Origin of the sequence: Paraburkholderia sp. BCC1884 (assembly GCF_900996225.1) — a bacterium.
Classification (GTDB): Bacteria; Pseudomonadota; Gammaproteobacteria; order Burkholderiales; family Burkholderiaceae; genus Paraburkholderia.
In genome coordinates this window covers 165332-189363 of sequence record NZ_CAAJGL010000079.1, presented here as the reverse complement: position 1 = coordinate 189363, position 24032 = coordinate 165332, and the positions used below count along the sequence as shown (strand labels likewise).

The window sequence follows — 24032 nt, the reverse complement described above, 5'->3', positions numbered from 1 at the left end:
AGGAAGCCCATGCTTCGCACAAGCAATCTGAAATCAACTCTCGCAAGCGCCGCACTGCTGGCGTTCATGTCGGCCGCCGCGTGCGCGAGCGGCGAAGCTGCGCCGTCCGTCGCGGCTGCGTCGGACGCGGCCGCGGCTGCGACGTCGGCGTCCGCTGCGCAAGTGACGCCCGGCACGCCTGCGGTCAAGGACCCTTATCTCGCTTCGTGGTTGCGACTCACGCCGGATCGTCCGCCTGTGCCGCTGAAGCCGGGCGTCGACTACGGCATGGACCCGGCGACCGGCCAGTTCGTGTGGCCGAAGGCGACGCCTGAAGTCCACAAGGGCCAGCACTTCCCCGGCGAAATGACGACGTGGGACAAGAACAGCTATGCGAAAGACGTCAAGGTGCTGGCGTTCTATCCGCTCGTCGATTCGCCCTTCCATGCCTGGAACAATATCGTCGACTTCGACGGCCACCGTTATCTCTACATTCACGATCGCGACTATCTGCGCATCATGGACGTCACCGATCCCGCCCACGGCAAGGTGGTATTTTCGCAAGGCGGCACGTGGGGGCCGAAGGGACCGACCGAGCATTTCGATCCGAACAACGTCCACGACTACCTCGGCGGCGCCACCATCGTGTGGAGCAGGAAGCTCGGCAAACCGGTCATGGTGGCGTCGTTTGAAATCGGCCGATACGGTCTGATGACCGACAAGAGCGAGCAACCGGACAAGGTCGAAGCGCAGCGTCACTACAACTCGCTCAAGGGCTTCAAGGTCTTCGAAATGGACGGCCCGCTGCCGGCTCAATGGAAGCTGATTGCGACGCGCACCACGGACTACAAGCATCCCGATGCGCCGATCGGCCAGCAGCAGGGTTCCGGTTCGCTCGATGCGCCGGAATACTACGGCGGCAAGTACATGATCCTGTCGGCCGCGCCGGACGACACCTATGGGTTGACCGAATACCCGAACTATCTGTATTCACCGGGCTATCAGGTGTGGGACATGTCGGACCCGGCCAATCCGAAATTCGTTTCGCAGATTTCGGTGCCGGGTCAGATTCTTGGCAATGAAGCGCACGAACAGGCCTATCTGCAGAATCCGCGCGCCGGCAATCGTACTTCGTGGATGGGTTCGCGCATTCCCATCTTCTTGCCTAAGCCGTTGGAACAAGGCGGCAAGATCGGGTTCGGCGCGATGGGCGGCCTCGGTCTCTACTCGTTCGATCTGTCGAATCCGGCCAAACCGAAGGTACTCGGCAATGTGAATACCGCACCGAGTTTCGCGGGCACCGAGTACGACAATGCCGACGTCAGCCAGTACGAGCGCACCGGCTTCGTGCTGACGAGCGGTTACCCGATGAATCGCGATTGCTACGAGCCGTATAAGGACATCTTCGTCGTCGATGCGCGCGATCCTTCGCATCTGAAGGTGGCGGCCAAACTGCCGCAGCCGACGCCGCCGGAAGGTGCGCCGTTCACGAGCTTCTGTCAGCGTGGCGGCAATTTCGGTCCGAAGCGGTCGAACGCGATCGGGCAGCCGGGCGGCTCGCGTCAGGGTGTGATTCCGTATTCGTTCTATAACGCCGGCGTGCAGATTTTCGACGTGCGCAATCCGGAGAAGCCGACCATCGCCGGGTATTTCGTGCCGGCGTTGGCCGACGAGAGCGAGTTGCCGAGTTACACGCTGGGCAAGGGTGTGCTGGCGATCTATACCGAGTACGACCGGAACATCATCTGGGCCTTCACGGAGAACGGTGCGTATGCGTTGTCGACGCCGTTGCTCGGCAAGCCTGTGATCGGTGCGCCGGCGAAGCCGTGGCCGCCTCGGTGAGCGGTGCGATTTTTCGCGTGTATTCGATCAGTTGAGCTGCAGCGCTTTCCCCTGCCGACGGTTGCCGTCGGCAGGGTTTTTTGTTTTTACAGGAGTGCAATTGTGAAGAGAATGGTTTTGCTGCTTGCTATCGGTGGTTTTTTTGCCGGGAAAGTTTTTGCCGCGGCGCCTGGAGACGGCGCGAGTATGGGGCGGTCTGTTTCTGCTAGTGAACAGACCTGCCGGGCTTGTCATGCTATCGATACGACCAGGGTTGGGCCGCCGTTCAGGGCTATTTCCGACCGGTATCGCGGAGATCCCGATGCAGTTGCGAAGCTGGAAAGGAGCATGTTGCAGGGAAGTTCGGGCAAGTGGAATACCGGAGCGCAGATGCCACCCAATGATATTTCGGCCGCTGATGCAGAGAGGTTTGCCCGGTGGATTCTGGGAATCAAGTAAGGAAGCGTGAGCCATGCTCGCGGCTCGAGACCCATCGAGGAACTTTGCTTTCCCTACCACTCGCCGGTATTGTGTCGGACATCGCCGGACAGCCGGTTCGACAATCTGCGGGGCCGATACCGGCCCCGTGCAACGAGCGAGCGCCAGGACGTGAGTGAGCGGGAAACGAGTTCCATTGACGAGGTCAAGTACACGTTCGGCTATTGCGACGAGCTGAATCCGCTACGCCTGAAACTTCCTCTGCTCCATGCCGGACTCGTATTGCCGACCGTGCATACGGCTTGCGAGTTGGGCTTTGGCCAGGGTGTGAGCGTCAATATTCACGCGGCCGGGTCGGCTGCGCAATGGTGGGGCACCGACTTCAATCTGTCGCACGCCAACTTCGCACGGCAACTCGCGAGCAATGCCGGATCGCAGGCGCAGTTGTTCGGCGAGTCATTCGCGGATTTCTGCGGGCGAGACGATTTGCCGGACTTCGACTTCATCGGTATGCATGGCATCTGGAGCTGGATTTCCCCGGAGAACCGTGCGTTGATTGTCGAATTCATCGGCCGCAAGCTCAAATCGGGCGGCGTGCTGTATTTGAGCTACAACACCCAACCCGGTTGGACTGCGATGCTGCCCGTGCACGAACTGATGCAGCGGCATTTTCAGATCGGCCCGGTATCCGCAACGGGCGATCGCCCGGACTCCGACGAACCCATGCACAGGCGCATTAGCGCCGCCGTCGATTTTGCGCGGGCTGTATTTGCGACGCAACCGGGCTACGGGCTGGTTAACCCACTGCTTGCCGAGCGCGTCGACGCGCTGTCCCAAGCCGACCCGAGTTATCTCGCGCATGAGTATTTCACTCGCGACTGGCACCCCATGTCTTTCCTCCAGGTTGCCTCGTCGCTCGATGCGGCGGGTTTGACTTATGCAGGATCTGCGGACTATCGCGACCTTGTTGACGAGATCAACCTCACGCCGGCGCAACGCGATCTGTTAGCGAACATTGCAGATACGGCGTTGCGAGAGACCGCGCGCGATTTCTGTGTCAACCGATCGTTGCGGCGCGATTACTGGGTGAAGGGTCCACGGCCGCTCAGCGACGCTGAACGGCAGGCGGCATTGCACGCACATCGCGTGATCCTGGCGCTTCCACGAGCGTCGGTGATGCTCAAGGTGCGCGGTGCGCTCGGTGAGACGATGCTACCGGAAGCGACATACGCCCCCATTCTCGACGCGCTGTCCAGCTATCGCCCTACAAGCCTCGCCGGGATCGAAAGCTGCGTTCGCGCACAGGGCGTCACCTTTGCGCAGATAGTCGAGGCCGTGACCTTACTGGTTAGCATGGGCGTGTTGTTGAATGCCCAGGAAGACGCGCAGATCCGCGCCGCGCAGCCGTTGTCGGCGAAGCTGAACGCGGCGATCTGCGAACGGGCGCGCCATCATGAGGACATTCAGTTTCTGGTGAGCCCGGTTTCAGGTTCGGGCATATTGATGCCACGTGTGGCCCAACTCTTTTTGTTGGCGAGACTGCATCATCTGCAGCAACCGGCGCAATGGGCCGAATTCGCCGAGGCTGCGCTACGCGCGGACTCACAGTCCGGGCGCGAGCCAGCGGCGCCGCAGTCCGCCGCGCTCCCCTCTCGCGCTGATATGGCCGCGAAAGCGCACCGCTTTGCTCAGGTTCATCTACCGATATTGCAGGCCTTGGGTATCGCCTGAGATGCCATCGGCGTAGCGGACGAGGCTGGCACGGTTGCATCAGGCCGATCACGCTGACGAAGGTCTACATCGCGATCGATCTGTCCATCGGGTCATTCCTGCAAGGAATGACTGATATCGCCCGCGCATGGCTTCTGCTGGACCGCGATATAGGACAGAGTTGACACGGCGTACGGCCACCCAATTCAGATCCTGTTCGATATGCCCGCGCAAACCTGGATCGAAACGCTATGGGCGGAATGCCTCCCGATGTCACGCGGGAACAATTACAAGGAGCAACCACGATGGGACTCAAGCAGGAGCTAGTGGCCTTTCGCGCCGAATACGAGCGCACGACGCCAACCGACCGGATCGCGCTTTACAACGCCAAAGTGGCAGAACTGAAAGCAAGCTTTCCGATCGACGGCGTACTCGCCGCAGGAGAAAACGCACCTGCTTTTGAATTGCCCAGCGCATGGGGAAGGACGGTTTCGCTGGCGGAAGTTCTTCACAAGGGCCCCGCCGTTCTGGTCTTTTATCGAGGTGGGTGGTGCCCCTACTGCAACATTCAACTCAGAGCGTACCAACAGGCACTACCAGAGATATCGCAACTCGGCGCCAGCCTGGTCGCCATTTCGCCCCAGTTGCCGGATGGGTCACTCTCCACCGCCGAGCGCAATGCGCTTGATTTTGCGGTGCTGAGCGATGCCGGCAATGACGTCGCCCAGTCGTTCGGTCTCGTGTATTCGCTTCCGGAAGAACTGCGCCAGGCCTTGCGTTCGGTCGACAAAGCGCTGCCCGCCATCAACGGCGACGAAAGCTGGGCATTGCCGGTGCCCGCGACCTTTGTGATCGCTAGCGACGGACGCATCGCTTTGTCTCATGTCGACATCGACTACCGGGGGCGCTGCGAACCGCATGTCGTACTCTCAGCACTTCGCTCGTTACAATCGGCGGCCTCCGCCGCCGCCCATGCGTGAACCCGGGACGCGCCGGACTGCGTTCCGGTCGCTTCCTCGCCAGTAAAAGTCACCCGCCTATAATCACTTATCCAACCCGCTCACAGGCCGCACCATGATCAAGTTTTACTATCACCCCTCCCCCAACCCCGCCAAGGTCGCGCTGTTTCTCGAAGAGAGCGGGTTACCGTATGAACTGGTGCCGGTCGACACCCGCAAGGGCGAGCAACACGCTCCGGCATTCACCGCGATCAATCCGAATGCGAAGACCCCGGCGCTAGTCGACGGCGATGCGACGGTATTCGACAGCAACGCCATCCTGCTGTATCTGGCCGAGAAGACGGGTCAGTTCCTGCCAGCGAACACGCCCGAGGCGCGCGCCCAGATGTACTCCTGGCTGATGTTCGTGGCCACGGGCATCGGACCGTACGCGGGCCAGGCGGTGCATTTCAAGCACTATGCGCCGGAACCCAAGGACTACGCCGTGAACCGCTATGACTTCGAAGCGTGGCGCCACTGGAACATCGTCGACGCGCATCTGGCGCAATACCGCTACATGCTTGGCGACAACTACACGCTGGTGGACATGGCCGTATGGGGATGGGCCCGCGCCGTGCCGTTCGTACTCGGCGCCGACGCCTGGGACAAACTGCCGAACGTCAAGCGCCTGTTCGACGAGATCAATTCCCGCCCGGCGGCGCAGCGTGCTGAAGCGATCAAGGCCCGCCATACATTCAAGAGCGAGCTGGACGACGAGACGCGCAAAGCGTTGTTCCCGCAGAACGCACGCCTCGCGACGGGTGCCTGACCCGTTGATCAAACGAACGTGAGCTTCGTTTGACGCCGCCTCGCTTCGAGCGAGGCGAGCGCTTTGTTATCAAGGGGCGATACCCGCTGGCGCTCGACCACGACGAACATCACGCCAGCTCGACACCCTTCGCCTCGCCAGCCTTGCCCCGATACCAGACAAAATAAACCACCACCAGCGCAACGACAAACGGCACGCCCACTACCAGCGTCATCCGGAACTCGCGAGTAAACCAGGTGGTAACGAGCGCCCCCACCATCAGCCCTGCGCCAAGCAGTGAGGTCACAGGAAACCCCCACATCCTGAAAGCCAGCACCCTCCCTTTGTGAGCGCGCCGAAAAAACAGATGGGTCACGAAAATCATGAGCCAGGTGAACATTGCCCCAAACATGGATACCGACATCATCAACACAAACGACGCATCTGGATAAGCCACATTCAGCACCGTCGCCAACGCGATCCCGATAGTGGAGAGCCACAACGCCGCCACCGGCACACCCTTCTGGTTCAACTGCCCCAGGCGCCTCGGCGCATACCCTGCCCGCGACAGGCTGAACATCATCCGCGTCGTGATATAGAGCTGGCTATTCATCGCCGACAAAGCCGCGACCAGAATCACAAAGTTGATCACGCCCGCCGCGCCCGGCACATGGGTAGCCGCCATCACCCGCACGAACGGACTCTCATCCGTACCCGCCGCATTCCATGGGACGATTGCCAGCATCAACGCCAGAGTAAGAAGATAGAAGAACACCAGTCGGACCATCGTGGCGCGGAATGCCTGCGTAATCGCCTTCTGCGGATCGCGTGCTTCACCTGCCGCGACGGCGATCATTTCGATACTCAGATAGCTGAAAATCGACACGATCACGGCAACCCACATGCCCCACACACCTTTCGGGAAGAACCCGCCGTGCGATGTGTAGTTGGAAAAGCCAATTGGCGAACTGGCCGGCGCGCCGAACACCACATAAGCGCCCAGCAGGATAAAGCCGACGATCGCGACGATCTTCAGCATCGAGAAAACATACTCGACCGCGCCGAATACTTTCACGCTCACTGAATTGATACCGATCAGCGCGGCAGAAAATCCCACGATCCAATACCAGCCCGGCACGGAAGGAAACCAGTACTTCATGTACACGGCAATGGCAGTGACCTCCGTTCCCACCGCAAACACAATCGACGACCAGTACGCATAGCGCACCAGGAACCCGGCCCACGGCGCAATATAGTGCTCGGCGTAAGCACCGAAAGAACCCGACGTCGGGTGCGCGACCGTCATCTCGGCAAGACATCCCATCAACAGCAAGGCGATCAACGCACCGATCGCGTAGCTCACCAGCACGCTCGGTCCGGCAAACCCAATGGCGAATCCGCTGCCTAAAAACAGGCCTGTGCCGATCGCCCCGCCAATCGCAATCATCGACAGCTGCCCCGTCGACAATCCACGGTGTAATCCCTTTTCACGTTCGACAATCGTGTCGAAGCCTCGCTGCTCCTGCGTCATCTCGTGTCTCCTCCTGTATGCGGCTGCATGCATCGCACGCAACCGCCGGTGCCGCGTTGTCGTATTACTTTTATGGCTCGATATCAGGTCACCGACTTGCGCGCCTTGAACTCGTCGGTGTTCCACGCATCCGTCGCGATGATGTCCTTGAGTTGCGCGATGGTGTCCCAGATGTCGACGAAGCGCACATACAGCGGTGCGAAGCCGAAGCGCAGGATGTCCGGCGCACGAAAATCGCCGATCACGTTGCGTGCAATCAGCGCCTGCATGATCGCGTAACCTTCGGCGTGCCCGAGCGATACCTGACTGCCGCGTTGTTCGGCGTCGCGCGGCGAAGCCAGCGTGCAGCCCAGGCCTTTCAGTTCCTGATCGCTCAGTTCGATGAACAGATTGCCCAGCGCCACGCTCTTATCGCGCAGCACGTCGAGATCGACGCCGTCGAATGCCTCGAGCGCGCTCTCGAGCGCGATCACGCCAAGCTGCGGCGCGGTGCCGGTCAGCATGCGGTCGATACCCGGATGCGGCGCGTAGTCATGTGTAAACGCGAACGGCTTCGAGTGACCATGCCAGCCTGTCAGCGGTTGGCGCACTGCTTCGATATGGCGTGACGCGACGAACACGAAAGCAGGCGCGCCGGGGCCGCCGTTCAGATACTTGTAACCGCAGCCGACGGCGAAGTCCGCATCGCAACGATTCAGACCCACCGGCATCGCACCGGCGGAGTGACACAGATCCCACACGATCAGCGCGCCTGCCTCGTGCGCCTGGCGCGTCACCGCTTCCATGTCGTAGCGTTTGCCGCTCTTGTAGTTGACGTGCGTGAGCGAGACGATCGCCACACTGTCGTCGATGGCTGCCACGATCTCGTCCGGATCGACGCAGCGCAACTCGCAACCGGTCAGCTCGGCCACGCTCGATGCAATGTACACGTCGGTCGGAAAGTTGGTTCGCTCGGCCAGAATCACCTTGCGGCCCGGTCGCATGCGCGTGGCCGCCACCAGCACCTTGAACAGATTGACCGAGGTCGAATCGGCGACGATCACTTCGTCCTGTCCCGCGCCGATCAATCTGGCGATCTTGTTGCCGGTGCGCTGCGGCGCCGGGTACCAGTCGGCGTCGTTCCACGAACGGATCAAGCCGTGTGCCCATTCCTGCCTGAGCGCCTGCTCGATGCGTGCGGGCACGTTAGCGGGCATCGCGCCCAGCGAATTGCCGTCGAGATAAATCGTATCGGCGGGCAGGTCGAAGCGCGCGCGGCATGGCGCCAACGTGTCGACCGCATCGAGCGCGGCGCAGTGTTCCCGGGTGATCATCTGGCTCATTTCCTGTGATTTCTTGTTGCAATGACAAAACGTCGTGACGAGCGTTGCCGGTGTTGCTATCAGACCGTGTGAGCGACACCCACCGGCAAATCGAAAAAGCGTTGTGCGTTGGCGCCGAGAATCCCGGCCTTCGCCGTATCGCTCAGTTGCGGATGGTGCGCGACCAGATCACCGATCTTCAGCTCGCCAAGCGGGAACGGATAGTCGGACCCGAGCAGCACGCGGTCCTCGCCCATCGTCTCGACCAGCAGACGCAGTGCGCCTGCGTCGAAAACTGCGCTATCCACGTGAAAGCGATCGAGATACGAAACCGGTGGATTCGGGCAATCCTCGCGCACGATGTCGCGCTGCTCCCACGCGTTCTGCACGCGGCCAAGCAGAAATGCGAAGCTGCCGCCGCCATGTGCGAAACACAGCTTGAGCGACTTCGGAATCCGTTCGAACGCTCCCGAAAGGATCAGCGACACCATGCTCAATTGCGTTTCCGCCGGCATCGCGACCAGCCACGGCAGCATCCACTTCTTCATGCGTCCGTCGGTCATCATGTCCCACGGATGCACGAGCACCGGAATGCCGTCGTTCGCGCAGTGCGTGAGAAAAGTCACCAGATGCTCGTCGTCGAGATCGCGCGCGCCCAGATGATTGCCGATCTGCACGCCGCGATGGCCGGCGCGATGCGCACGCGTCGCTTCCCGGCAAGCGAGATCGATATCCTGCAGCGGCACCTGCGCTAGCGCCATCAAACGTTGCGGTGCATGCGCGCAGAGTGCCAGCGCGTGGTCGTTCATGCGGGCCGCCCAGTCGTGCGCGGCGGCGGCAGCGTAGCGATAGCCGAACATCACGGGCGTCGCGCACATCAGTTGAATATCGACGCCGAGCGCATCCATTTCCGCAATGCGCGCCGCCGGATCCCACAGCGCGCGATACACCGGACGAAAGCTCTTCTCGCCGGTCATGATCGTGCCGTGCTCGCCGTCCGCGTCGATTTTCAGCCAGGGCGCGTGATCGGCGTCGAGGCGCGCGGCCTCTTCCCGCCCGATGGGCGGAAAGAAGTGGGAATGCATGTCGATTCGAAGTGTCATCGTAATTCTGTTTGTTTAGGCAGCCTTGCCCGGATGAACATGACCGCAATGCGCGCAGCGCCGTTTTTCTTCCGACGCATAGAACGCATTGAAAAGCGGCGGCAAATCGCTGACGATGCTCTTCAGTTGCACCTCGACCCGATAGACGAGCTGCCCGCAGTCGTCGCAATACCATTCGAAGCCGTCTACCAGACCTGCCGGACGTTGCCGTTCGATCACGAGGCACACGCTGCCCGCTTCCGGGCGTTGCGGCGAATGACGCACATGCGGTGGCAACAGAAACACGTCCCCTTCCTTCAGATCGACGCGTTCGCGTTTGCCGTCGTTCCACAGATAGAGATACGCATTGCCGCGCAACTGGTAGAAGAATTCTTCGAGCGGATCGTCGTGGTAATCGGTGCGCCGGTTCGGCCCACCGACCACCGTGACGATGAAATCGCTGTCCTGCCACACTTGCTGATTGCCGACCGGCGGCTTCAGCAGATGCGCGTGATCGTCGATCCAGCGTGGGAAATTGAACGGTTTGCCGTACGTGAGCATGGCTGTCTCTGGGTTCTGTTTTTTTTGCGGGTCTATTTTTTCGGTGCGTACGCAATCGCCTTCATCTCGATCAGCAGATGCGGATGAGGCAATTGATGCACGGCCACCGTCGTGCGCGTCGGACCCGTTTCGTCGAAATACTCGCCGTACACGGCGTTATAGCCGCCGAAGTCGTTCATGTTCACGAGAAACGACGAGATCTCGACGAGGTTGGCCAGGTCCGCGCCTTCACTCTGAAGAATATCGCGAATGTTCTCGATGACCACACGGGTTTGCTCGCGTATGTCGAGTTGCACCGTGCCGAGTTCGTCGGCACTGGCGCCCGCAATCGTATTGTCCGGACGGCGCGAGCTGGTCCCGGAGACGAACAGAAAATCGCCGGCCCGCGTCACATGCGGGAAACGGCCGCGCGGTCTGGCCTTGCCGGGCACGACGCGCCCTTGAATGGTCGATTCGTTGGTCATGAGCGTTTCATGAAAGTCGGTAAGTGGTGAATTCGGTGCTGCCGAGACCGTTGACGGCGCAGTGCACATGCGCGTTCGCCGGCAACGACTGCGCGGCGGTGGCCGCGCCCGCCATGATCAGCGAGCCGGCGGGTAAAACGAGGCCGCTCTGCGAAATCAGGCGCGAAGCCTGCACGACAGAGCGCAACGGGTCGCCGAGAATCGCGGCGGTCGAGCCTGCCTGCACGACGCGACCATCGATCCGCATCGTCACGCCGGCGTTGCGCAAACCGTCGAAACGCGTTGTCCAGGGGCCGATGACGAGCCCTGCCGACGAACAGTTGTCGGCTACCACGTCTTCGAGCGTGAACTTGAAATCACGGTAGCGCGAGTCGATGATTTCCATCGCCGGGGCCACCGCTTCCAGATAACGCGACGCTTCGAGCAGGGTCAGCGGGCGGTCGATCTCACGGCTCGTCAGAAAGCAGACCTCCGGTTCGACACGCGGATGAATGAAGCGATCGAGTGCCACGCGGCCACCGTCTTCATCGAGCATCGCGTCGGTCAGCCAGCCCCAGATCAGGCTGTCCACGCCCATCTGGATCATCTTCGCGCGGCTCGTGAAACCGAGCTTCACGCCGACCATGCTTTCGCCGCGATGAATGCGCCGCTCGATCGACGCGCGTTGAATGCCGTACGCGTCATCGAGTGAAAACGGTGTGGCGCTGGTGAGCTGCGCGATCGGCTCGGCGTGGCGCGCCGCATCGTCGACACGAGCAGCGATGACGTCGAGATCGATCATGCAGCCTCCTGCGCGTGCTCACGAGCCTTGAGCATATCGAGCGCGACGTCGACGATCATGTCTTCCTGGCCGCCGACCATCCGGCGCTTACCGAGTTCGACCATGATCTCGAACGCGGACAGGCCGTACTTCGCCGCCGCCGCTTCGGTGTGACGCAGAAAGCTCGAATACACACCGGCATAACCGAGCGCGAGCGTTTCGCGGTCCACGCGGACCGGCCGCTCCTGCAACGGCCGCACGATATCCTCGGCGGCGTCGATCAGTTTCTTCACATCGCAACCGTGATCGAGCTTCATGCGATCCACGGCGGCGATGAATACTTCCAGCGGCGCATTGCCCGCACCCGCGCCCATGCCGGTCAGCGACGCGTCGATGCGCTCGCAACCATGCTCGAGTGCGACGATCGAATTCGCCACGCCGAGCGACAGATTGTGATGCGCGTGCATACCGGTTTGCGTCGTGGGATCGAGCACCGCCTTGAAGGCGTCGAAACGCTCGGCCACGTCGCGCATGTTCAGCGCGCCGCCCGAATCGACCACGTACACGCATTGCGCGCCGTAGCTTTCCATCAGCTTCGCCTGTTTGGCCAAGGCGTCGGGCGAGGTCATGTGCGACATCATCAGGAAGCCGACAGTGTCCATGCCGAGCGAGCGCGCATAGTCGATGTGCTGCTTCGAGATATCCGCCTCGGTGCAATGCGTGGCGATACGCACGACGCGCGCGCCGGCATCGTAGGCCGCGCGCAGATCGTGGACGGTGCCGATGCCGGGCAGCAGCAGCGTCGCGACTTTGGCACGCTTCACCGTGGCCGCGACGGCTTCGATCCATTCGAGATCTGTATGCGCACCAAAGCCGTAGTTGAAGCTCGAGCCCGACAAACCGTCGCCATGCGCGACTTCGATACTGTCGACGCCCGCTTCGTCCAGAGCGCGTGCGATCGCCACTGCGTGAGCCAGCGAGTACTGATGGCGGATCGCGTGCATGCCGTCGCGCAGCGTCACGTCCGATACATAGATTTTCTTGTTGCTAGCGGTCATTGGATTCTTTCCTCGTGTCTTCGCCGTCACGCCGCTACGCGGCTCGCCGCAATCTGCTCGGCCGCGGCCAGCGCCGCCGAGGTCATGATGTCCAGATTCCCCGCATACGAAGGCAGATAGTGCGCGGCGCCCTCCACTTCGAGGAACACGCTCACTTTCAGGCCCGGACGTCGTTCGTTGGCGTGCAGCGCGAGCGGATTCGCCGCCGTATAGCGATCGAACTGCACCGCCTGCTTCAGACGGTAGCCCGGCACGTAGCTCGCCACGGCCGCAACCATCGCGTGAATCGAGCTTTCGATGTCAGCGGTATCGGCGTCTTCTTCAGTCAGGCAGTAGACCGTGTCGCGCATCATTAGCGGCGGCTCGGCCGGATTCATCACGATGATCGCCTTGCCGCGCGCCGCACCGCCCACGGTTTCGATCGCCTTCGCGGTGGTCTCGGTGAACTCGTCGATATTCGCGCGCGTGCCCGGACCGGCCGAACGGCTCGCAATCGAGGCGACGATCTCCGCGTAACACACCGGCGCGACTCGCGACACCGCGTGCACGATCGGAATCGTCGCCTGGCCGCCGCAGGTCACCATGTTCAGATTCGGCGCGTCGAGATGCGCGAACAGATTGACGACCGGCACCACGAACGGTCCGATCGCGGCCGGCGTCAGATCGATCACGGTGACGCCGTGCTCGCGGAGAATCGCCGCGTGCCGATGATGCGCGCCGGCCGAGGTCGCATCGAAGGCGATGCGAATATCGCCGAAATTCGGCATCGCGACCAGGCCTTCGATACCGCCTGCGGTAGTCGGCACACCCAGTCGCTGGGCGCGAGCGAGACCGTCGGAAGCCGGATCGATGCCGACCATCGCGCCCATTTCGAGGTGTCGGCCGTGGCGCAGCACCTTGATCATCAGATCAGTGCCGATGTTGCCCGAGCCGATGATGGCGACGGCCTGTTTGTCTTGTTTGTCGTGCATGGGGCTCCCGCTCACGATGCGGATTCAGGATGAAGGGAAAAACTCGCGCTCACCGAGCCGAGTCCTTCGATATGGGCGGTGAAGACGTCGCCGGCACTCACGCCGGTCATCGGTCCGAGCGCGCCTGTCAGCACGATGTCGCCGGCCTTCAGCGGCGCGCCGACTCGCGTCATCGTATTGGCGAGCCACACGGCCGCGTAGAGTGGATTGCCGAGGCACGCCGCACCGATGCCGACGCTCACCTGATCGCCGCGTCGCTCCATCACCATGCCGCATTGCACGAGGTCGAACGCATCGAGCTTGACGGGGCGATTGCCGAGCACGAAAAGGCCGCTCGATGCGTTATCGGCCACCGTGTCGGTCAAACGGATGTCCCAGTTCGCGATCCGGCTGCCGACGATTTCAATCGCGGGCAATGCATAAGCGGTCGCGCCGATCAGGTCGGCTATCGTGTGTCGCTCGTGCGGCAGGTCGCGGGCAAGCACCAGCGCGATTTCTGCCTCTACCTTCGGCTGTTGCGTGCGCGACAGCGCGATCTCTTCGCCGTCGGCAATCGACATGTCGTCGAACAACATGCCGAAGTCGGGTTGATCGACGCCGAGTTGCGCCTGCACGGCTTTGGACGTCAGACCGATCTTGCGTCCCACCAGCCTGCGGCCGCTGGCCAGCTTGCGTTCGGTATTCAGACGCTGCACGGTGTATGCGGCATCGAGCGGATCGCCGCCCAATGCCGCAACCGCGTCGCGTACAGGCGCCACCGGTGCGGCAGTTTGTTGAGCCAGCCAGAGTGAATCGGCGATGCGTCGCGCGGCATTCAGGTCGATGGCACTCATGCGATCCTCACGCAAACGTTGGTCAGTTCCGAATAGAAATCGAGCGAGTGACGTCCGCCTTCGCGACCGATGCCCGAGAGCTTCGCGCCGCCGAACGGCGTGCGCAGATCGCGCACGAACCACGCATTGACCCACACGATGCCGGTTTCGATCTGACGCGCCACGCGATGACCGCGCGCCAGTTGCGTGGTCCAGATGCTGGCAGCGAGGCCATAGGCGCTATCGTTCACGCGGCCGATCACTTCGTCTTCGCTGTCGAATGGCGCAATGTGGCAGACAGGGCCGAAGATTTCTTCTTTGACGCAGCGGGCGTCGTCGGCGAGACCGGTCCAGATGGTCGGCAGAACGAACGCGCCCTGATCGCGCACATCGCCGAATTGCGGCACCGTGCCGCCCGTGACGACGGTGGCGCCCTCTTCGAGCGCCAGCCGGAAATACGACAGCACCTTCTCACGATGGCCTCGCGAGATCAGCGGTCCCATCGTGGTCGCGGGGTCGTCCGGCGCGCCGACTCGCAGCGCTTCGGTTTTTTCCTTCAGCGCCGCGACGAAGCGCCCGAAAATCGACCGCTCGACATACACGCGCTCGCTGCACAGACAAACCTGGCCGGCGTTCGTGAAACTCGACTTCAGGACACCGGCGACGGCCGCGTCGAAGTCCGTATCCGCGAACACGACCGCTGCGTTCTTGCCGCCGAGTTCGAAGGAGATTTCTTTGACGCCGTCGGCCACCGTCTTCATGATCGTGCTGCCGGTACGCGATTCGCCGGTGAAAGTGATCGCGCTGATCTGCGGATGACGCGTGAGAAACTCGCCGGCCGCATTCGGGCCGTGACCGTGGATCAGATTGAACACGCCGCGCGGCAAGCCGATGTCGTGCATCACTTCGGCGAGCAAGGTGGCGGAGCTGGGCGTTTCCTCCGACGGCTTGGCCACGACGCAATTGCCCATCGCCAGCGCCGGGGCGACTTTCCATGTGAACAACAACAAGGGCAAATTCCACGGCGAAATGATGCCGATCACGCCGAGCGGCTTGCGCGTGACGTAGTTGATCAGTTCGCTACCGTCGGCTGCGTGCGTTTCGAAAAACTCGCTGTTCGCGGTGCGGATCAGATCCGCAAAGGTGCGGAAGTTCGCAATGCCACGCGCGATGTCGAGCTTGCGTGCCTGGTCGATCGGGCGGCCGGTATCGGCGACTTCGGCGGCGACGAAATCGTCGAAACGTGCGTCGATGCCGTCGGCGATTCTGTGTAGCCAGTCGGCGCGCTGTGCCGGGGTGGTGTTGCGCCAGCCGGCGCGTTGCGCGGTGGCCGCGGCCCGCACCGCGGCGTCGACCGTGGCGACGTCGGCCTCGCAGACCCGCGCGATTTCGCGGCCGTCGACCGGGCTGAGGTTAGCGAAGGTGGTGGCGGTGGCGATGAATTCGCCATCGACGTAATGGCGAAGTAATCGCGGAATAGGTTGAGCGCGCTGCGCGGCGGCCGGGGTGAAGGTCACGACGTCTCCTGCTCGATTGAAGTATGGGCAGGAGTCTAAAGTCGCGGCCTGGCGCGGCGGTAATCAAAGATTGGGCGGTGGGTATGCTAAAGGGGAATACCAGAAACGATGGCCTCAGGCGGCGGCATCGACAGCGGACGCGGCGACGCTGACCGCCTCCCGCAGGCAATCGACAAACGCCTGGCAGGCCGCGCTCTGCTCCTTGTGCGAGCGCACCGAAAAGCCCACCGTACCGAACGAAGCGCTCTCCGGCAGATCGAGAATCCGCAGCAACCCCGCGTCTTCGAATTGCTGCGCGGCGGCGCGTGGCATCAAGGCGATGCGCGGCGTATCCAGCAGCAAGCCGATGTTGGTCAGCAGCGACAGCGATTCGACGATATCCGTCGGCAGCGGCAAACCTGCCGCGCGGAACAGATGCTCCGCCGAGAGCCGCGCGGGCGAATCCGGCGTCGGCAGAATCCACGGCGAGCCGACCAGTTCCGACAAATGCGTCACGCCCGCAGGCGCCGGACCATAGCCTTTGCCGACCACCACGCACAAGGACTCGTCGAACAATGCCTCATGAGTCAGCGGAAACGCGCTGGCAATCGGCAACTCGCGCTCAGGCAAGCGACCGACCACGATATCGAGGTCACCGGTGGCGAGCGCCGGGAACAGATGCGCGGTGGTGCCTTCGCGCACCGTCACCAGCACGTTCGGGGTACGCGCCTTGAGCATCGCGATCGCGGCGGGCAGCAGCCGCGCCGACGCCGAGATCAGCGTGCCGACGATCACATGGCCGCTGGTGCCGAGCCGGAAATCGTTGAGCTCGTCGGTCATGTAGCGCAGCTCCGCCATCAGCGATTTGACGCGCCGCCCAAGCAGCAGCCCCAGATCGGTCGGCACGACACCGCGATTCGAGCGCGCGAAGAGCGCACCGTCGAAACAGGATTCGAGTTCGTGGATGACCTTGGTGACGGCCGGCTGCGTCAGGCGCATTTCATTGGCCGCCCGCACGACCGAGCGCGTTTCCAGCACACGCTCGAAGATCATGAGCTGATTGAGCTTCAGCTTGCGGATCAGGGAAATCTCGCTGAGCGGATTGGATTGCATGGCAGGGGACCGCGGAAATCGACGATCCGCGATGGTAACAGCAGAAAACCGGCTGGCCGATCCGGGCGAGCCCCTGGTTCAAAGGGTCTGGGCACACCTATTGCTCTATTCCGCTCGCCGGCACACAACCCGTCAAAGCACGCAGTGCTCGCAACGAGTCGCCGTTTTCCATTCAATCCAGCAATCCATCGGTGGGAGGTCCCATGCTTCGATACGCTGCAATTTTCTTCATTATCGCCATCATCGCCGCAGTGTTTGGCTTTGGCGGCATCGCCGCAGGCGCAACGGAAATCGCCAAAGTGCTGTTCTTCATCTTCGTCGTGATTTTCCTCGTCACCTTGCTGATGGGTGTGATGCGACGCTAGTCGTCACATCGATCGGGCACGAGTAAGACCCACCGCCCCGGCTCGACGCGCAGCACCTCGTTGCAATAGTTGCCACACGATATTGCAATAGTTGCTGCCCGAGCCGGGGTTTCAACTTCCTTCAGCAAGCTTTACGCAGCGCGCGCGACCGGCGCGACCACACTTGATCGACGCGACCAGTTCGCCAACCTGCGCTTCGCGACCGGCGGCTTGCTGAGAATGGCGCTGTCGTAGGACTTACCGTCAAAGCGCACGAAATCGACGATACGAAACCCTTGGCGCCGATAGAACGCAATCAGGTGAGCGGCCGGTTGAGGCGTGTCGAGCGCCAACTCCGCATAACCTCGCGTGGCCGCCCAGTGATCCGCGAACGCCAGCAGCAAGGTGCCGATTCCGCGCGCCTGCCAGGCCGGCTCGACCGCAAATTGCCGCAAGCTCGCGATATCGTCCCGCCGGTATGACTCGCAGGCCGATTCGCGGTCCTGCGCATAGAGCGTCATGGTGCCGACGATACGCCCCTCGCAGACCGCCACGTAACAATCGCCGCGTGTGGCGCGCAAGCGGGTCGTCGCGACTGTCTGGTCGACGCAGGTGCAATCGAGCCCGCTCTTGCCGAGCGGCGCGAAGGCGCGATGCAGCAACGCCGTCAACGCGATAAAGGAGTCGCGCGATGGGTCGAAACGGCGCAACTCGATGCGGCCGACGCCGTGATACCTATAGTCGATACGAACCGTCTGCCGCGTCGTTGCAGGTCGCTTCACGTTAAGCCCCTCATGCTGTCAGGATGCTCGAAGTGTAGGTTTGGCGACCCGGCCCCTCAAGAAAAAATGTCGTAAAAACTGGCACGGAATGAAGCGACTACACGCCTTCGCGCCGACCAGGATACCTGCGGTCCCGCTAAGATAGCGGCCAACGACCCGATAGAGCGACCACCCGACGACATGCAGGACACCACGATCGACCCCACGCTGAATTCCGCGCACCCGGCCATGAAGCCCACCGGCGCTGCCGCGGGCGCGGCGCTGCTGTGCGTGCTGTCGATGTCGAGCGTGCAGTTCGGCGCAGCACTCTCCGCGCCGACGATGGCGGCGTACGGCTCGCTCAGCACGACATGGTTGCGTCTTTGCTGGGCGGCGCTGGTGCTCGCGTTGCTCGTGCGCCCGCGCCTTCTGAGCTATTCGCGCGAGCACTGGCTCGCGGCCGGCGCGCTCGGCGCAGCGATGGCCGGCATGACCCTGTGTTTCTTCGCGGCGCTTCAGCGCATTCCGCTGGGCTTGGCCGTCGCAATCGACTTTCTTGGGCCGCTTACGGTGGCGACGCTTTCAGTGCGTCGGGCGCGCGCGCTATTGTGGCCCGTGCTTGCCATCGCGGGCGTGGTGCTGCTTTCACGCGACCGCGCCGGATGGATCGGCGAGCCGCTCGGCGTGCTGCTCGCAGGCGGCGCGGCGCTTGGCTGGGGCAGCTACATCGTATTGATGAAAAAGACCGGCGCGTTGTTTGCCGGCCTCGAGGGGCTCTCCGTGTCGCTGATCGCTGCGGCGCTGGTGGCCACACCCTTCGGCCTCGCGCAAACCGGTCCGCATCTCGCGGCAGGCCAACTGGCCGCGACGGCAGGACTCGCACTCCTCGTGCCGTTATTGCCCTATGCGCTCGAAATGGTAGCGTTGCGCCACATGCCCGCCGGGTCATTCGGCATCCTGATGAGTGTAGAACCCGCAATCGGCGCGGCGGCGGGCTTCGTCGTTCTACATCAGCCGATGGGGGTCATGCAGATCGCGGGCACGCTGCTGGTGGTGGCCGCGAGTGTGGGCGCCGTGGTATCGGCGCGTTGAAGCGCCAATCAAGCGATGTTTTCCGCTTCGTAGAGACGCCGGCCCGCGGCATCTTTCGTGCCGAGAATCGGCTCGAAGTCGATGGGCCATTCGATGCCGATGTCGGGATCGCACCACAGGATGCAGCGCTCGAGCTCGGGGAACCAGTATTCAGTTGTCTTCCACAGGCACTCGGCCATCTCCGACAACACCACGAAGCCGTGCGCGAAACCCGGCGGCACCCACACCTGGCGATGATTCGCCGCGCTCAGATAGGTGCCGCTCCATTTGCCGAAGTTCGGTGAATTGAGCCGCACGTCGACGGCCACGTCGAAGATCTCGCCCACCACGACCTGCACGAGTCGCCCCTGTGGACGCTGCACCTGATAGTGCAGGCCGCGCAATACGCCGCGTGCCGCGCGCAAATGCCGGTCCTGCACGAAATTGAAACCGAGCGAGACATCGTCGCCGAACTCGTCCTCGCTGAAGCTCTCGAAGCAGAAACCGAATTCGTCGCAGAACACTTCCGGCTCGATGAGTTTTACCTCCGGCAAAGCCGTCGCCATGACCTTGTTGCCCATCGCCACTGTGCTCGTAAGAAAACTGCCCGGCGAAAACTCGGCTGCCACGGCGTTTCGCCGGCGGCGGCCGTGAGGCGCGCCGTCGGCAAGCACGCCTCACGAAATACTACGCTTCTGTCGCGACCCGACTGCGCGCACGGTATTCGGTTGGCGACAAGGCCATACGTTTGCGAAAAATCTTCGCGAGACGATCGCCGTTGCCGGTGCCGCTGCGTCGCGCGATCTTGTCGACCGGCAATTCGGTCTCGGTCAGGAAATTGCAGGCGATGCGCAGACGCACCTGCAACAGATAGTCCGACGGCGTGACCTGCATCTCATGCTTGAAGCGCCGCAGAAAATTGCGCTCGCTCATCGCGGCCACCTGGGCTGCGTCGGCAACCGACACGGGGCGATCGCAATTCGCTTCCATCCAGCGCGCCGCGGCGCGGATTTTTTCGGCGACGCTCAATGTGCCGCCTTCCGCCGGCAGCGGCACCCACGTTGCCGCCATGCCGGGCATGACCCGGTCGGCAACACTACGCGCCAGTTCGGCGCCAAGGTCGCGCTTGATGAACATCAGCGCGCTGCGGGCGCAATCGTTGCGGTCGTTGGCGGCGCTGCTGAAGGCCGCCTCGGCCGCGAGGTTGCCGGGATAGCGATTGATCGGCGCTGCGTCCGGCTCGGCGGGCGCGGCGGCTTCCAGCACCAGCCTGCCCTCGCCGATGGTTTCGATCGCACGGGTGCGCGACTGCACCGCGCGCAGCCAGCTCAGCAGACGCTCGTCGCCCACCGCCTCCTGCGCGCCGTAGCCGCCCGCGATGAACAGGACGTCGAAGCCATTACTGTAGCGCGCGTCGATCCGGTCGGTCCAGATGCGAGCCGAAGAAGAACTGGCGACACTGCCACCGTCGAGCGACAGAAACTGGACTTCATAAGGTGGCTCTTCGCCGGCGCGCGAACCCGAAAGCTCGTTGGCCGTCTGGAACATCTCGACCACCGTGCCCGGGCCGAGCAGCCAGAAGCCATCGAACAGCAGCACGCCGATTCGCCGCGCCGCGCTCCGCACGTTCAGGGTCGGCGTATGTAACCAGGTGATCCTCGCAGTATCAAGGTGCATGTGCGGCATGATCTTTCCCCAATCTGTCGTACGTGATAGACCCCGATGCCCCGTTACCGGCCGATATGAGCGAATAAATTATCACGGCTGAAACTGCCGGCAACGCCGCTTAACGGATTAAGCGTGATGTTAGCGGAATGCCTCGATATAGTAAATTTGAAAAACAAATCGCTCCTGGGAATTGGAATGTATGACGAAAACGATTAACACGCGTTTCATATGACTGTCGGCGTTTGCGCGGCGGTGACGGTAAGACGTACTGCACCGTTTCGTGGCATTCCGGCGCAGAGCCGCATGCAGGCTCGTTCTGCGTGTATCTTCACAGGCACACGAAGATGTCATCTGGATGTAAATCCGTAGTATCGACTCGCCGCGAGGCGCGTTCGAAAGTGTTTCAAACCTGAACTCAAAACCGTGCTGATAATACGTGTTCATTACGGATTTTATTCGCAAATTGGGAATTTACCGGGCTAATTCCAGGTGCCACCCCGGCATTCATGGATTGGTGTTGATTAATGAATTTCGGACCGATTCAAGAGGCGTCGAAAAACGTTTCTATATTGAAACATTCCGGCGCCTTTTCGTATGACTTAAAACCCCGCTTCATTTTTCCATTTATAAACTTCAGATGATTGAGGCCAGCGTGACAAGCTTGCTCAAGCCGCTCATTAAACAAAATTTCATGCGGTGATCGCGCACTTTAAGGATGGATTAAGGGAGGCAGCGCCATAATTCGTCATCGTGATAGCCGCAAGGAGCAACGACATGACGCGCCCCATGAGCATCGACAAAGTCAACGAATATGGTCGCAACGCGGTCCGCATCGACATTCAGGGCCGCGAGGTGCTGCTCGAAGCCGCCGATCTGGACGCCGTGATCGAACACCTCAGCGCGTTGCGCGCCACCATGCGTCCGGAAGTGCCGAAGGCGCCTCAACGCACGCATCAGTACGTGATCGAGATGGACCCGTGCTGGCACGCCGAAAAGCATCCCCTGTTCGACGGATCCGTGTTGTTCATGCGGCACTCCGGTCTCGGTTGGGCTGGCTTTGCGCTGCCCACCGAAAGCCTCGCCAAACTACATCATGCGCTGACACAGCAACTCGAAGCGTCGCTCGAAGTTCACGGCATGCTCAATTGAAGCGAGCGGCCCGCGCTGCTGATTGCAACTCATCGCGGACTTGTTGCACTTTGCGCAGCACTGCATTTCAGAATCGCACGAACAACGCGCCGGCCATCCCACCTATACTTCATTCCGCCGTGTAGCAGCGGCTACTTTCTTTCAAGTCTCTATTCGAAGCGCGGCTCCGTCCGCGCTCTTTTTTTGCCTGCCGTTTACCGATTGATTAGCCTTGCTTACATTTTATCCACCGAACTTTACGCCTCGTGAAAGCGTAGTTCATGAACATTGCACAAAGTTAAAAAAGACTTAATCCACGTAGTAGCTGCGCTTTATCCGCGATCGCCGATGATGCACCCATCGCCCTTCTCTACTGTTCCCCAATGAACCAGCTACAAGCGATGCGTGTCTTCACACGAGTAGTCGATCTCTCCAGTTTCAATCTGGCCGCCAGACAGTTGGGTATGTCCGCTGCTGCGGTCACGCGCAGCGTCGGCACTCTCGAAGCGCATCTGAATATGCGCCTGCTGAACCGCACCACGCGCAGCCTGTCTCTCACCGACGTGGGCCGGGAATATCTCGACGGTTGTCGCGCGATCATCGAAAAGCTCGACGAGATGGAATCGAATCTGCTGGAAACCACCCGTGACCCGCAGGGCACGCTGCGCATCGCAACGCCGATGACATTCGCCGCCGCCGGCCTGGGTGCCTTGATGGCGTCGTACCGCACACTGCATCCACGCGTGGATTTCGACGTCACCACCTTCGACACGCATATCGATCTCGTGGAGGGCGGTTTCGACGTGTGTTTCTCCGACGACCGGCGCCTGACCAATTCCACGCTGGTGAGCCGCACTCTAACCAGCGTGGATGAAATCACGATCGCCTCGCCAACCTACCTGGCGCGCAACGGTACGCCGCGCGACCCCGCTGCCTTGAACCGCCACGGGTTGTTGACCGTGTCCGACGGTTCCTCGCGCGCATGGGAATTCGCGGATGCCGACGGTGTTTACCGCGTCAGCACCGGCAGCGCGCTCACCGCGACCAGCAGTGCCATGGTGCGTGTCGCCGCGCTGAATCATATGGGCATCGCGTTATTGCCGCTGCCGATCGTCGCCGACGATCTCGCGCGGGGCACCCTGATCCCCGTGCTCGAACAGTTCGAGATCAATGGCGGTCCACGTCAAATATCGATCATCTACTCCGGCCGCAAATACCTGTCGATGCGCGTACGCAGTTTCATCGACTTCGCAGTCGGCCAGTACCGCACGCCGGATCGGCCGGTCGCCCTGCGGGCCGTTGCCTGAAGCGGGCGCGCGCATCATGCCCAAAATATTGACGATCGAAGACGACGAACTGATCGCCCACGACATCGAACGCACGCTGAGCGCGAGCGGCTTCACCGTCGACGTCGCGCGCACCGGTCGCGAAGGCATGGCCAAAGTCATGGCCGGCGACTACGACGTCGTCACGCTCGACCGCATGCTGCCCGATCTCGACGGCCTGACGATCGTTGCGACCATGCGCGGCGTCGGCATGGAGACGCCCGTGCTGGTGATGAGCGCCATGTCCGATGTCGACCAACGCATTCAGGGACTGCGTGCCGGTGGCGACGACTATCTGACCAAGCCGTTTTCGCCTGAGGAAATGTTCGCGCGCATCGAAGTGCTGTTGCGCCGCCGCCCACGCCATGCAAAAGCCGAAACGTTGCTGCGCAGCGGCGCACTCGAACTGGATCTGGTCAAGCGCAAGGTCATGCATCGGCAACACGAACTCGATCTGCAACCCACGGAGTTTCGCGTGCTCGAATTCATGATGCGCCATACCGGCCAGGTGCTCACGCGCACGATGATTTTCGAAGCCGTCTGGGGCTGCCGCTTCGACCCCGGCACGAATCTGATCGACGTACACGTGGGACGCTTGCGCAAGAAAGTCGAGATGCCCGGCGAACGTCCGTTGATCCGCACGATTCGCGGCTCCGGCTATCTGTTCGGCTGATCCGGACACTCGCCGTTTCGACATATTCCACATGGGAGTTTTAGCGCTGGCAGCAGCGCTAAAACTGTTTGCGCACGCCTGTCGGCGCCATCGCGATACGGCGACTGCTTCCTAAAACTAGTTTCATTTGTTTAGTCCGCGCCTGTTAGGCCTTGCTCTCCAGAATGCCGTTACCGCCCGCGCCACCCGTGCGAGCCTCAACCGCCACACGCCCGCGCA

General features: G+C 61.8%; 24 protein-coding genes. 10 read left to right on the top strand and 14 right to left on the bottom strand.

All coding sequences use genetic code 11. The features are described 5' to 3' along the window. The first annotated feature begins 9 nt into the window (after window positions 1-9). The 5 genes from FQ705_RS16300 (at window position 10) to FQ705_RS16280 (ending at window position 5715) form a co-directional block, all read left to right on the top strand. Window positions 10-1821 (top strand): hypothetical protein, encoded by a 1812-nt coding sequence (locus FQ705_RS16300; RefSeq protein ID WP_144142825.1) that lies wholly within the window; start codon window positions 10-12, stop codon window positions 1819-1821. Between the two features lie 111 nt (window positions 1822-1932). Then, window positions 1933-2259 (top strand): c-type cytochrome, encoded by a 327-nt coding sequence (locus FQ705_RS16295; protein ID WP_260854559.1) that lies wholly within the window; start codon window positions 1933-1935, stop codon window positions 2257-2259. A 423-nt stretch (window positions 2260-2682) separates the two neighbouring features. Next, window positions 2683-3969, top strand: a complete 1287-nt coding sequence (locus tag FQ705_RS16290; protein ID WP_260854540.1) for a methyltransferase regulatory domain-containing protein — start codon at window positions 2683-2685, stop codon at window positions 3967-3969. 284 nt (window positions 3970-4253) lie between these two features. After that, on the top strand, window positions 4254-4928 hold the full coding sequence (locus tag FQ705_RS16285) for a peroxiredoxin-like family protein (protein WP_144142819.1): 675 nt from the start codon (window positions 4254-4256) through the stop codon (window positions 4926-4928). Window positions 4929-5022: 94 nt separating this feature from the next. After that, window positions 5023-5715, top strand: a complete 693-nt coding sequence (locus FQ705_RS16280; protein ID WP_144142817.1) for a glutathione S-transferase family protein — start codon at window positions 5023-5025, stop codon at window positions 5713-5715. Window positions 5716-5824: 109 nt separating this feature from the next. On the opposite strand, the gene FQ705_RS16275 is transcribed toward FQ705_RS16280, so the two are convergent. From FQ705_RS16275 to FQ705_RS16225, 11 genes are all read right to left on the bottom strand, one after another. Beyond that, complete coding sequence (locus tag FQ705_RS16275; RefSeq protein ID WP_144142815.1) at window positions 5825-7225, bottom strand: amino acid permease; 1401 nt, start codon at window positions 7223-7225, stop codon at window positions 5825-5827. 83 nt (window positions 7226-7308) lie between these two features. Then, on the bottom strand, window positions 7309-8538 hold the full coding sequence (gene kynU, locus FQ705_RS16270; protein WP_144142813.1) for a kynureninase: 1230 nt from the start codon (window positions 8536-8538) through the stop codon (window positions 7309-7311). 68 nt (window positions 8539-8606) lie between these two features. Next, on the bottom strand, window positions 8607-9629 hold the full coding sequence (locus FQ705_RS16265) for an amidohydrolase family protein (RefSeq protein WP_144142811.1): 1023 nt from the start codon (window positions 9627-9629) through the stop codon (window positions 8607-8609). 15 nt (window positions 9630-9644) lie between these two features. Continuing rightward, window positions 9645-10169 (bottom strand): 3-hydroxyanthranilate 3,4-dioxygenase, encoded by a 525-nt coding sequence (locus FQ705_RS16260; protein ID WP_144142809.1) that lies wholly within the window; start codon window positions 10167-10169, stop codon window positions 9645-9647. Between the two features lie 32 nt (window positions 10170-10201). Continuing rightward, window positions 10202-10633: a RidA family protein gene (locus tag FQ705_RS16255; RefSeq protein WP_144142807.1), complete on the bottom strand. Its 432-nt coding sequence runs from the start codon at window positions 10631-10633 to the stop codon at window positions 10202-10204. Window positions 10634-10640: 7 nt separating this feature from the next. Further along, window positions 10641-11414: a 2-keto-4-pentenoate hydratase gene (locus tag FQ705_RS16250; RefSeq protein ID WP_144142805.1), complete on the bottom strand. Its 774-nt coding sequence runs from the start codon at window positions 11412-11414 to the stop codon at window positions 10641-10643. Then, complete coding sequence (gene dmpG, locus FQ705_RS16245; protein ID WP_144142803.1) at window positions 11411-12451, bottom strand: 4-hydroxy-2-oxovalerate aldolase; 1041 nt, start codon at window positions 12449-12451, stop codon at window positions 11411-11413. The genes FQ705_RS16250 and dmpG overlap by 4 nt, the downstream gene beginning before the upstream one ends. A gap of 26 nt (window positions 12452-12477) precedes the next feature. After that, the gene (locus tag FQ705_RS16240; protein ID WP_144142801.1) at window positions 12478-13422 is read right to left on the bottom strand and encodes an acetaldehyde dehydrogenase (acetylating); all 945 of its coding nucleotides are present in this window, start codon (window positions 13420-13422) and stop codon (window positions 12478-12480) included. Window positions 13423-13433: 11 nt separating this feature from the next. Beyond that, window positions 13434-14255: a 2-keto-4-pentenoate hydratase gene (locus tag FQ705_RS16235; RefSeq protein ID WP_144142799.1), complete on the bottom strand. Its 822-nt coding sequence runs from the start codon at window positions 14253-14255 to the stop codon at window positions 13434-13436. Then, a complete protein-coding gene (locus tag FQ705_RS16230; protein WP_144142796.1) occupies window positions 14252-15751 on the bottom strand; it encodes a 2-hydroxymuconic semialdehyde dehydrogenase in 1500 nt (499 codons plus the stop codon). Before FQ705_RS16230 ends, FQ705_RS16235 begins: the two co-directional genes overlap by 4 nt. Window positions 15752-15865: 114 nt before the next feature. Further along, entirely contained in the window at window positions 15866-16843 is a 978-nt protein-coding gene (locus FQ705_RS16225) for a LysR family transcriptional regulator (protein ID WP_144142794.1), read from the bottom strand. A 203-nt stretch (window positions 16844-17046) separates the two neighbouring features. Here FQ705_RS16225 and FQ705_RS16220 point away from each other — a divergent pair, with 203 nt between their 5' ends. After that, window positions 17047-17208 carry a DUF1328 domain-containing protein gene (locus FQ705_RS16220; RefSeq protein WP_007182451.1) on the top strand — a complete coding sequence of 54 codons (162 nt, stop codon included), beginning with the start codon at window positions 17047-17049 and terminating at the stop codon, window positions 17206-17208. 131 nt (window positions 17209-17339) lie between these two features. On the opposite strand, the gene FQ705_RS16215 is transcribed toward FQ705_RS16220, so the two are convergent. After that, window positions 17340-17969: a GNAT family N-acetyltransferase gene (locus FQ705_RS16215; RefSeq protein ID WP_144142793.1), complete on the bottom strand. Its 630-nt coding sequence runs from the start codon at window positions 17967-17969 to the stop codon at window positions 17340-17342. A 180-nt stretch (window positions 17970-18149) separates the two neighbouring features. Between FQ705_RS16215 and FQ705_RS16210 the strand changes: the two genes are divergently transcribed. Further along, window positions 18150-19040, top strand: coding sequence for an EamA family transporter (locus FQ705_RS16210; RefSeq protein ID WP_144142791.1), 891 nt, complete (start codon window positions 18150-18152; stop codon window positions 19038-19040). An 8-nt stretch (window positions 19041-19048) separates the two neighbouring features. Here the strand turns inward: FQ705_RS16210 and rfbC are convergent, their stop codons facing one another. Both rfbC and FQ705_RS16200 read right to left on the bottom strand, forming a co-directional pair. Further along, a complete protein-coding gene (gene rfbC, locus FQ705_RS16205) occupies window positions 19049-19600 on the bottom strand; it encodes a dTDP-4-dehydrorhamnose 3,5-epimerase (protein WP_144143547.1) in 552 nt (183 codons plus the stop codon). A 106-nt stretch (window positions 19601-19706) separates the two neighbouring features. Further along, window positions 19707-20705: a GlxA family transcriptional regulator gene (locus FQ705_RS16200; protein ID WP_144142789.1), complete on the bottom strand. Its 999-nt coding sequence runs from the start codon at window positions 20703-20705 to the stop codon at window positions 19707-19709. A gap of 756 nt (window positions 20706-21461) precedes the next feature. Here FQ705_RS16200 and FQ705_RS16195 point away from each other — a divergent pair. The 3 genes from FQ705_RS16195 to FQ705_RS16185 all read left to right on the top strand — a co-directional run bounded on the left by FQ705_RS16195 (window position 21462) and on the right by FQ705_RS16185 (window position 23813). Beyond that, complete coding sequence (locus FQ705_RS16195; RefSeq protein WP_144142787.1) at window positions 21462-21836, top strand: hypothetical protein; 375 nt, start codon at window positions 21462-21464, stop codon at window positions 21834-21836. A gap of 362 nt (window positions 21837-22198) precedes the next feature. After that, a complete protein-coding gene (locus tag FQ705_RS16190; protein ID WP_144142785.1) occupies window positions 22199-23122 on the top strand; it encodes a LysR family transcriptional regulator in 924 nt (307 codons plus the stop codon). Window positions 23123-23138: 16 nt separating this feature from the next. Next, complete coding sequence (locus FQ705_RS16185) at window positions 23139-23813, top strand: response regulator transcription factor (protein WP_144142783.1); 675 nt, start codon at window positions 23139-23141, stop codon at window positions 23811-23813. Window positions 23814-24032 lie beyond the last annotated feature (219 nt).

Bases quoted from the DNA above. Each gene is read 5' to 3' on its own strand.
- FQ705_RS16260 (WP_144142809.1), bottom strand. From the start codon at position 10,169: ATGCTCACGTACGGCAAACCGTTCAATTTCCCACGCTGGATCGACGAT.
- FQ705_RS16275 (WP_144142815.1), bottom strand. From the start codon at position 7,225: ATGACGCAGGAGCAGCGAGGCTTCGACACGATTGTCGAACGTGAAAAG.
- kynU (WP_144142813.1), bottom strand. From the start codon at position 8,538: ATGATCACCCGGGAACACTGCGCCGCGCTCGATGCGGTCGACACGTTG.
- FQ705_RS16210 (WP_144142791.1), top strand. From the start codon at position 18,150: ATGCAGGACACCACGATCGACCCCACGCTGAATTCCGCGCACCCGGCC.
- FQ705_RS16195 (WP_144142787.1), top strand. From the start codon at position 21,462: ATGACGCGCCCCATGAGCATCGACAAAGTCAACGAATATGGTCGCAAC.
- FQ705_RS16280 (WP_144142817.1), top strand. From the start codon at position 5,023: ATGATCAAGTTTTACTATCACCCCTCCCCCAACCCCGCCAAGGTCGCG.
- FQ705_RS16200 (WP_144142789.1), bottom strand. From the start codon at position 20,705: ATGCCGCACATGCACCTTGATACTGCGAGGATCACCTGGTTACATACG.
- FQ705_RS16225 (WP_144142794.1), bottom strand. From the start codon at position 16,843: ATGCAATCCAATCCGCTCAGCGAGATTTCCCTGATCCGCAAGCTGAAG.
- FQ705_RS16190 (WP_144142785.1), top strand. From the start codon at position 22,199: ATGAACCAGCTACAAGCGATGCGTGTCTTCACACGAGTAGTCGATCTC.
- FQ705_RS16240 (WP_144142801.1), bottom strand. From the start codon at position 13,422: ATGCACGACAAACAAGACAAACAGGCCGTCGCCATCATCGGCTCGGGC.
- FQ705_RS16300 (WP_144142825.1), top strand. From the start codon at position 10: ATGCTTCGCACAAGCAATCTGAAATCAACTCTCGCAAGCGCCGCACTG.
- FQ705_RS16295 (WP_260854559.1), top strand. From the start codon at position 1,933: ATGGTTTTGCTGCTTGCTATCGGTGGTTTTTTTGCCGGGAAAGTTTTT.
- FQ705_RS16265 (WP_144142811.1), bottom strand. From the start codon at position 9,629: ATGACACTTCGAATCGACATGCATTCCCACTTCTTTCCGCCCATCGGG.
- rfbC (WP_144143547.1), bottom strand. From the start codon at position 19,600: ATGGGCAACAAGGTCATGGCGACGGCTTTGCCGGAGGTAAAACTCATC.
- dmpG (WP_144142803.1), bottom strand. From the start codon at position 12,451: ATGACCGCTAGCAACAAGAAAATCTATGTATCGGACGTGACGCTGCGC.
- FQ705_RS16285 (WP_144142819.1), top strand. From the start codon at position 4,254: ATGGGACTCAAGCAGGAGCTAGTGGCCTTTCGCGCCGAATACGAGCGC.
- FQ705_RS16220 (WP_007182451.1), top strand. From the start codon at position 17,047: ATGCTTCGATACGCTGCAATTTTCTTCATTATCGCCATCATCGCCGCA.
- FQ705_RS16235 (WP_144142799.1), bottom strand. From the start codon at position 14,255: ATGAGTGCCATCGACCTGAATGCCGCGCGACGCATCGCCGATTCACTC.
- FQ705_RS16250 (WP_144142805.1), bottom strand. From the start codon at position 11,414: ATGATCGATCTCGACGTCATCGCTGCTCGTGTCGACGATGCGGCGCGC.
- FQ705_RS16255 (WP_144142807.1), bottom strand. From the start codon at position 10,633: ATGACCAACGAATCGACCATTCAAGGGCGCGTCGTGCCCGGCAAGGCC.
- FQ705_RS16185 (WP_144142783.1), top strand. From the start codon at position 23,139: ATGCCCAAAATATTGACGATCGAAGACGACGAACTGATCGCCCACGAC.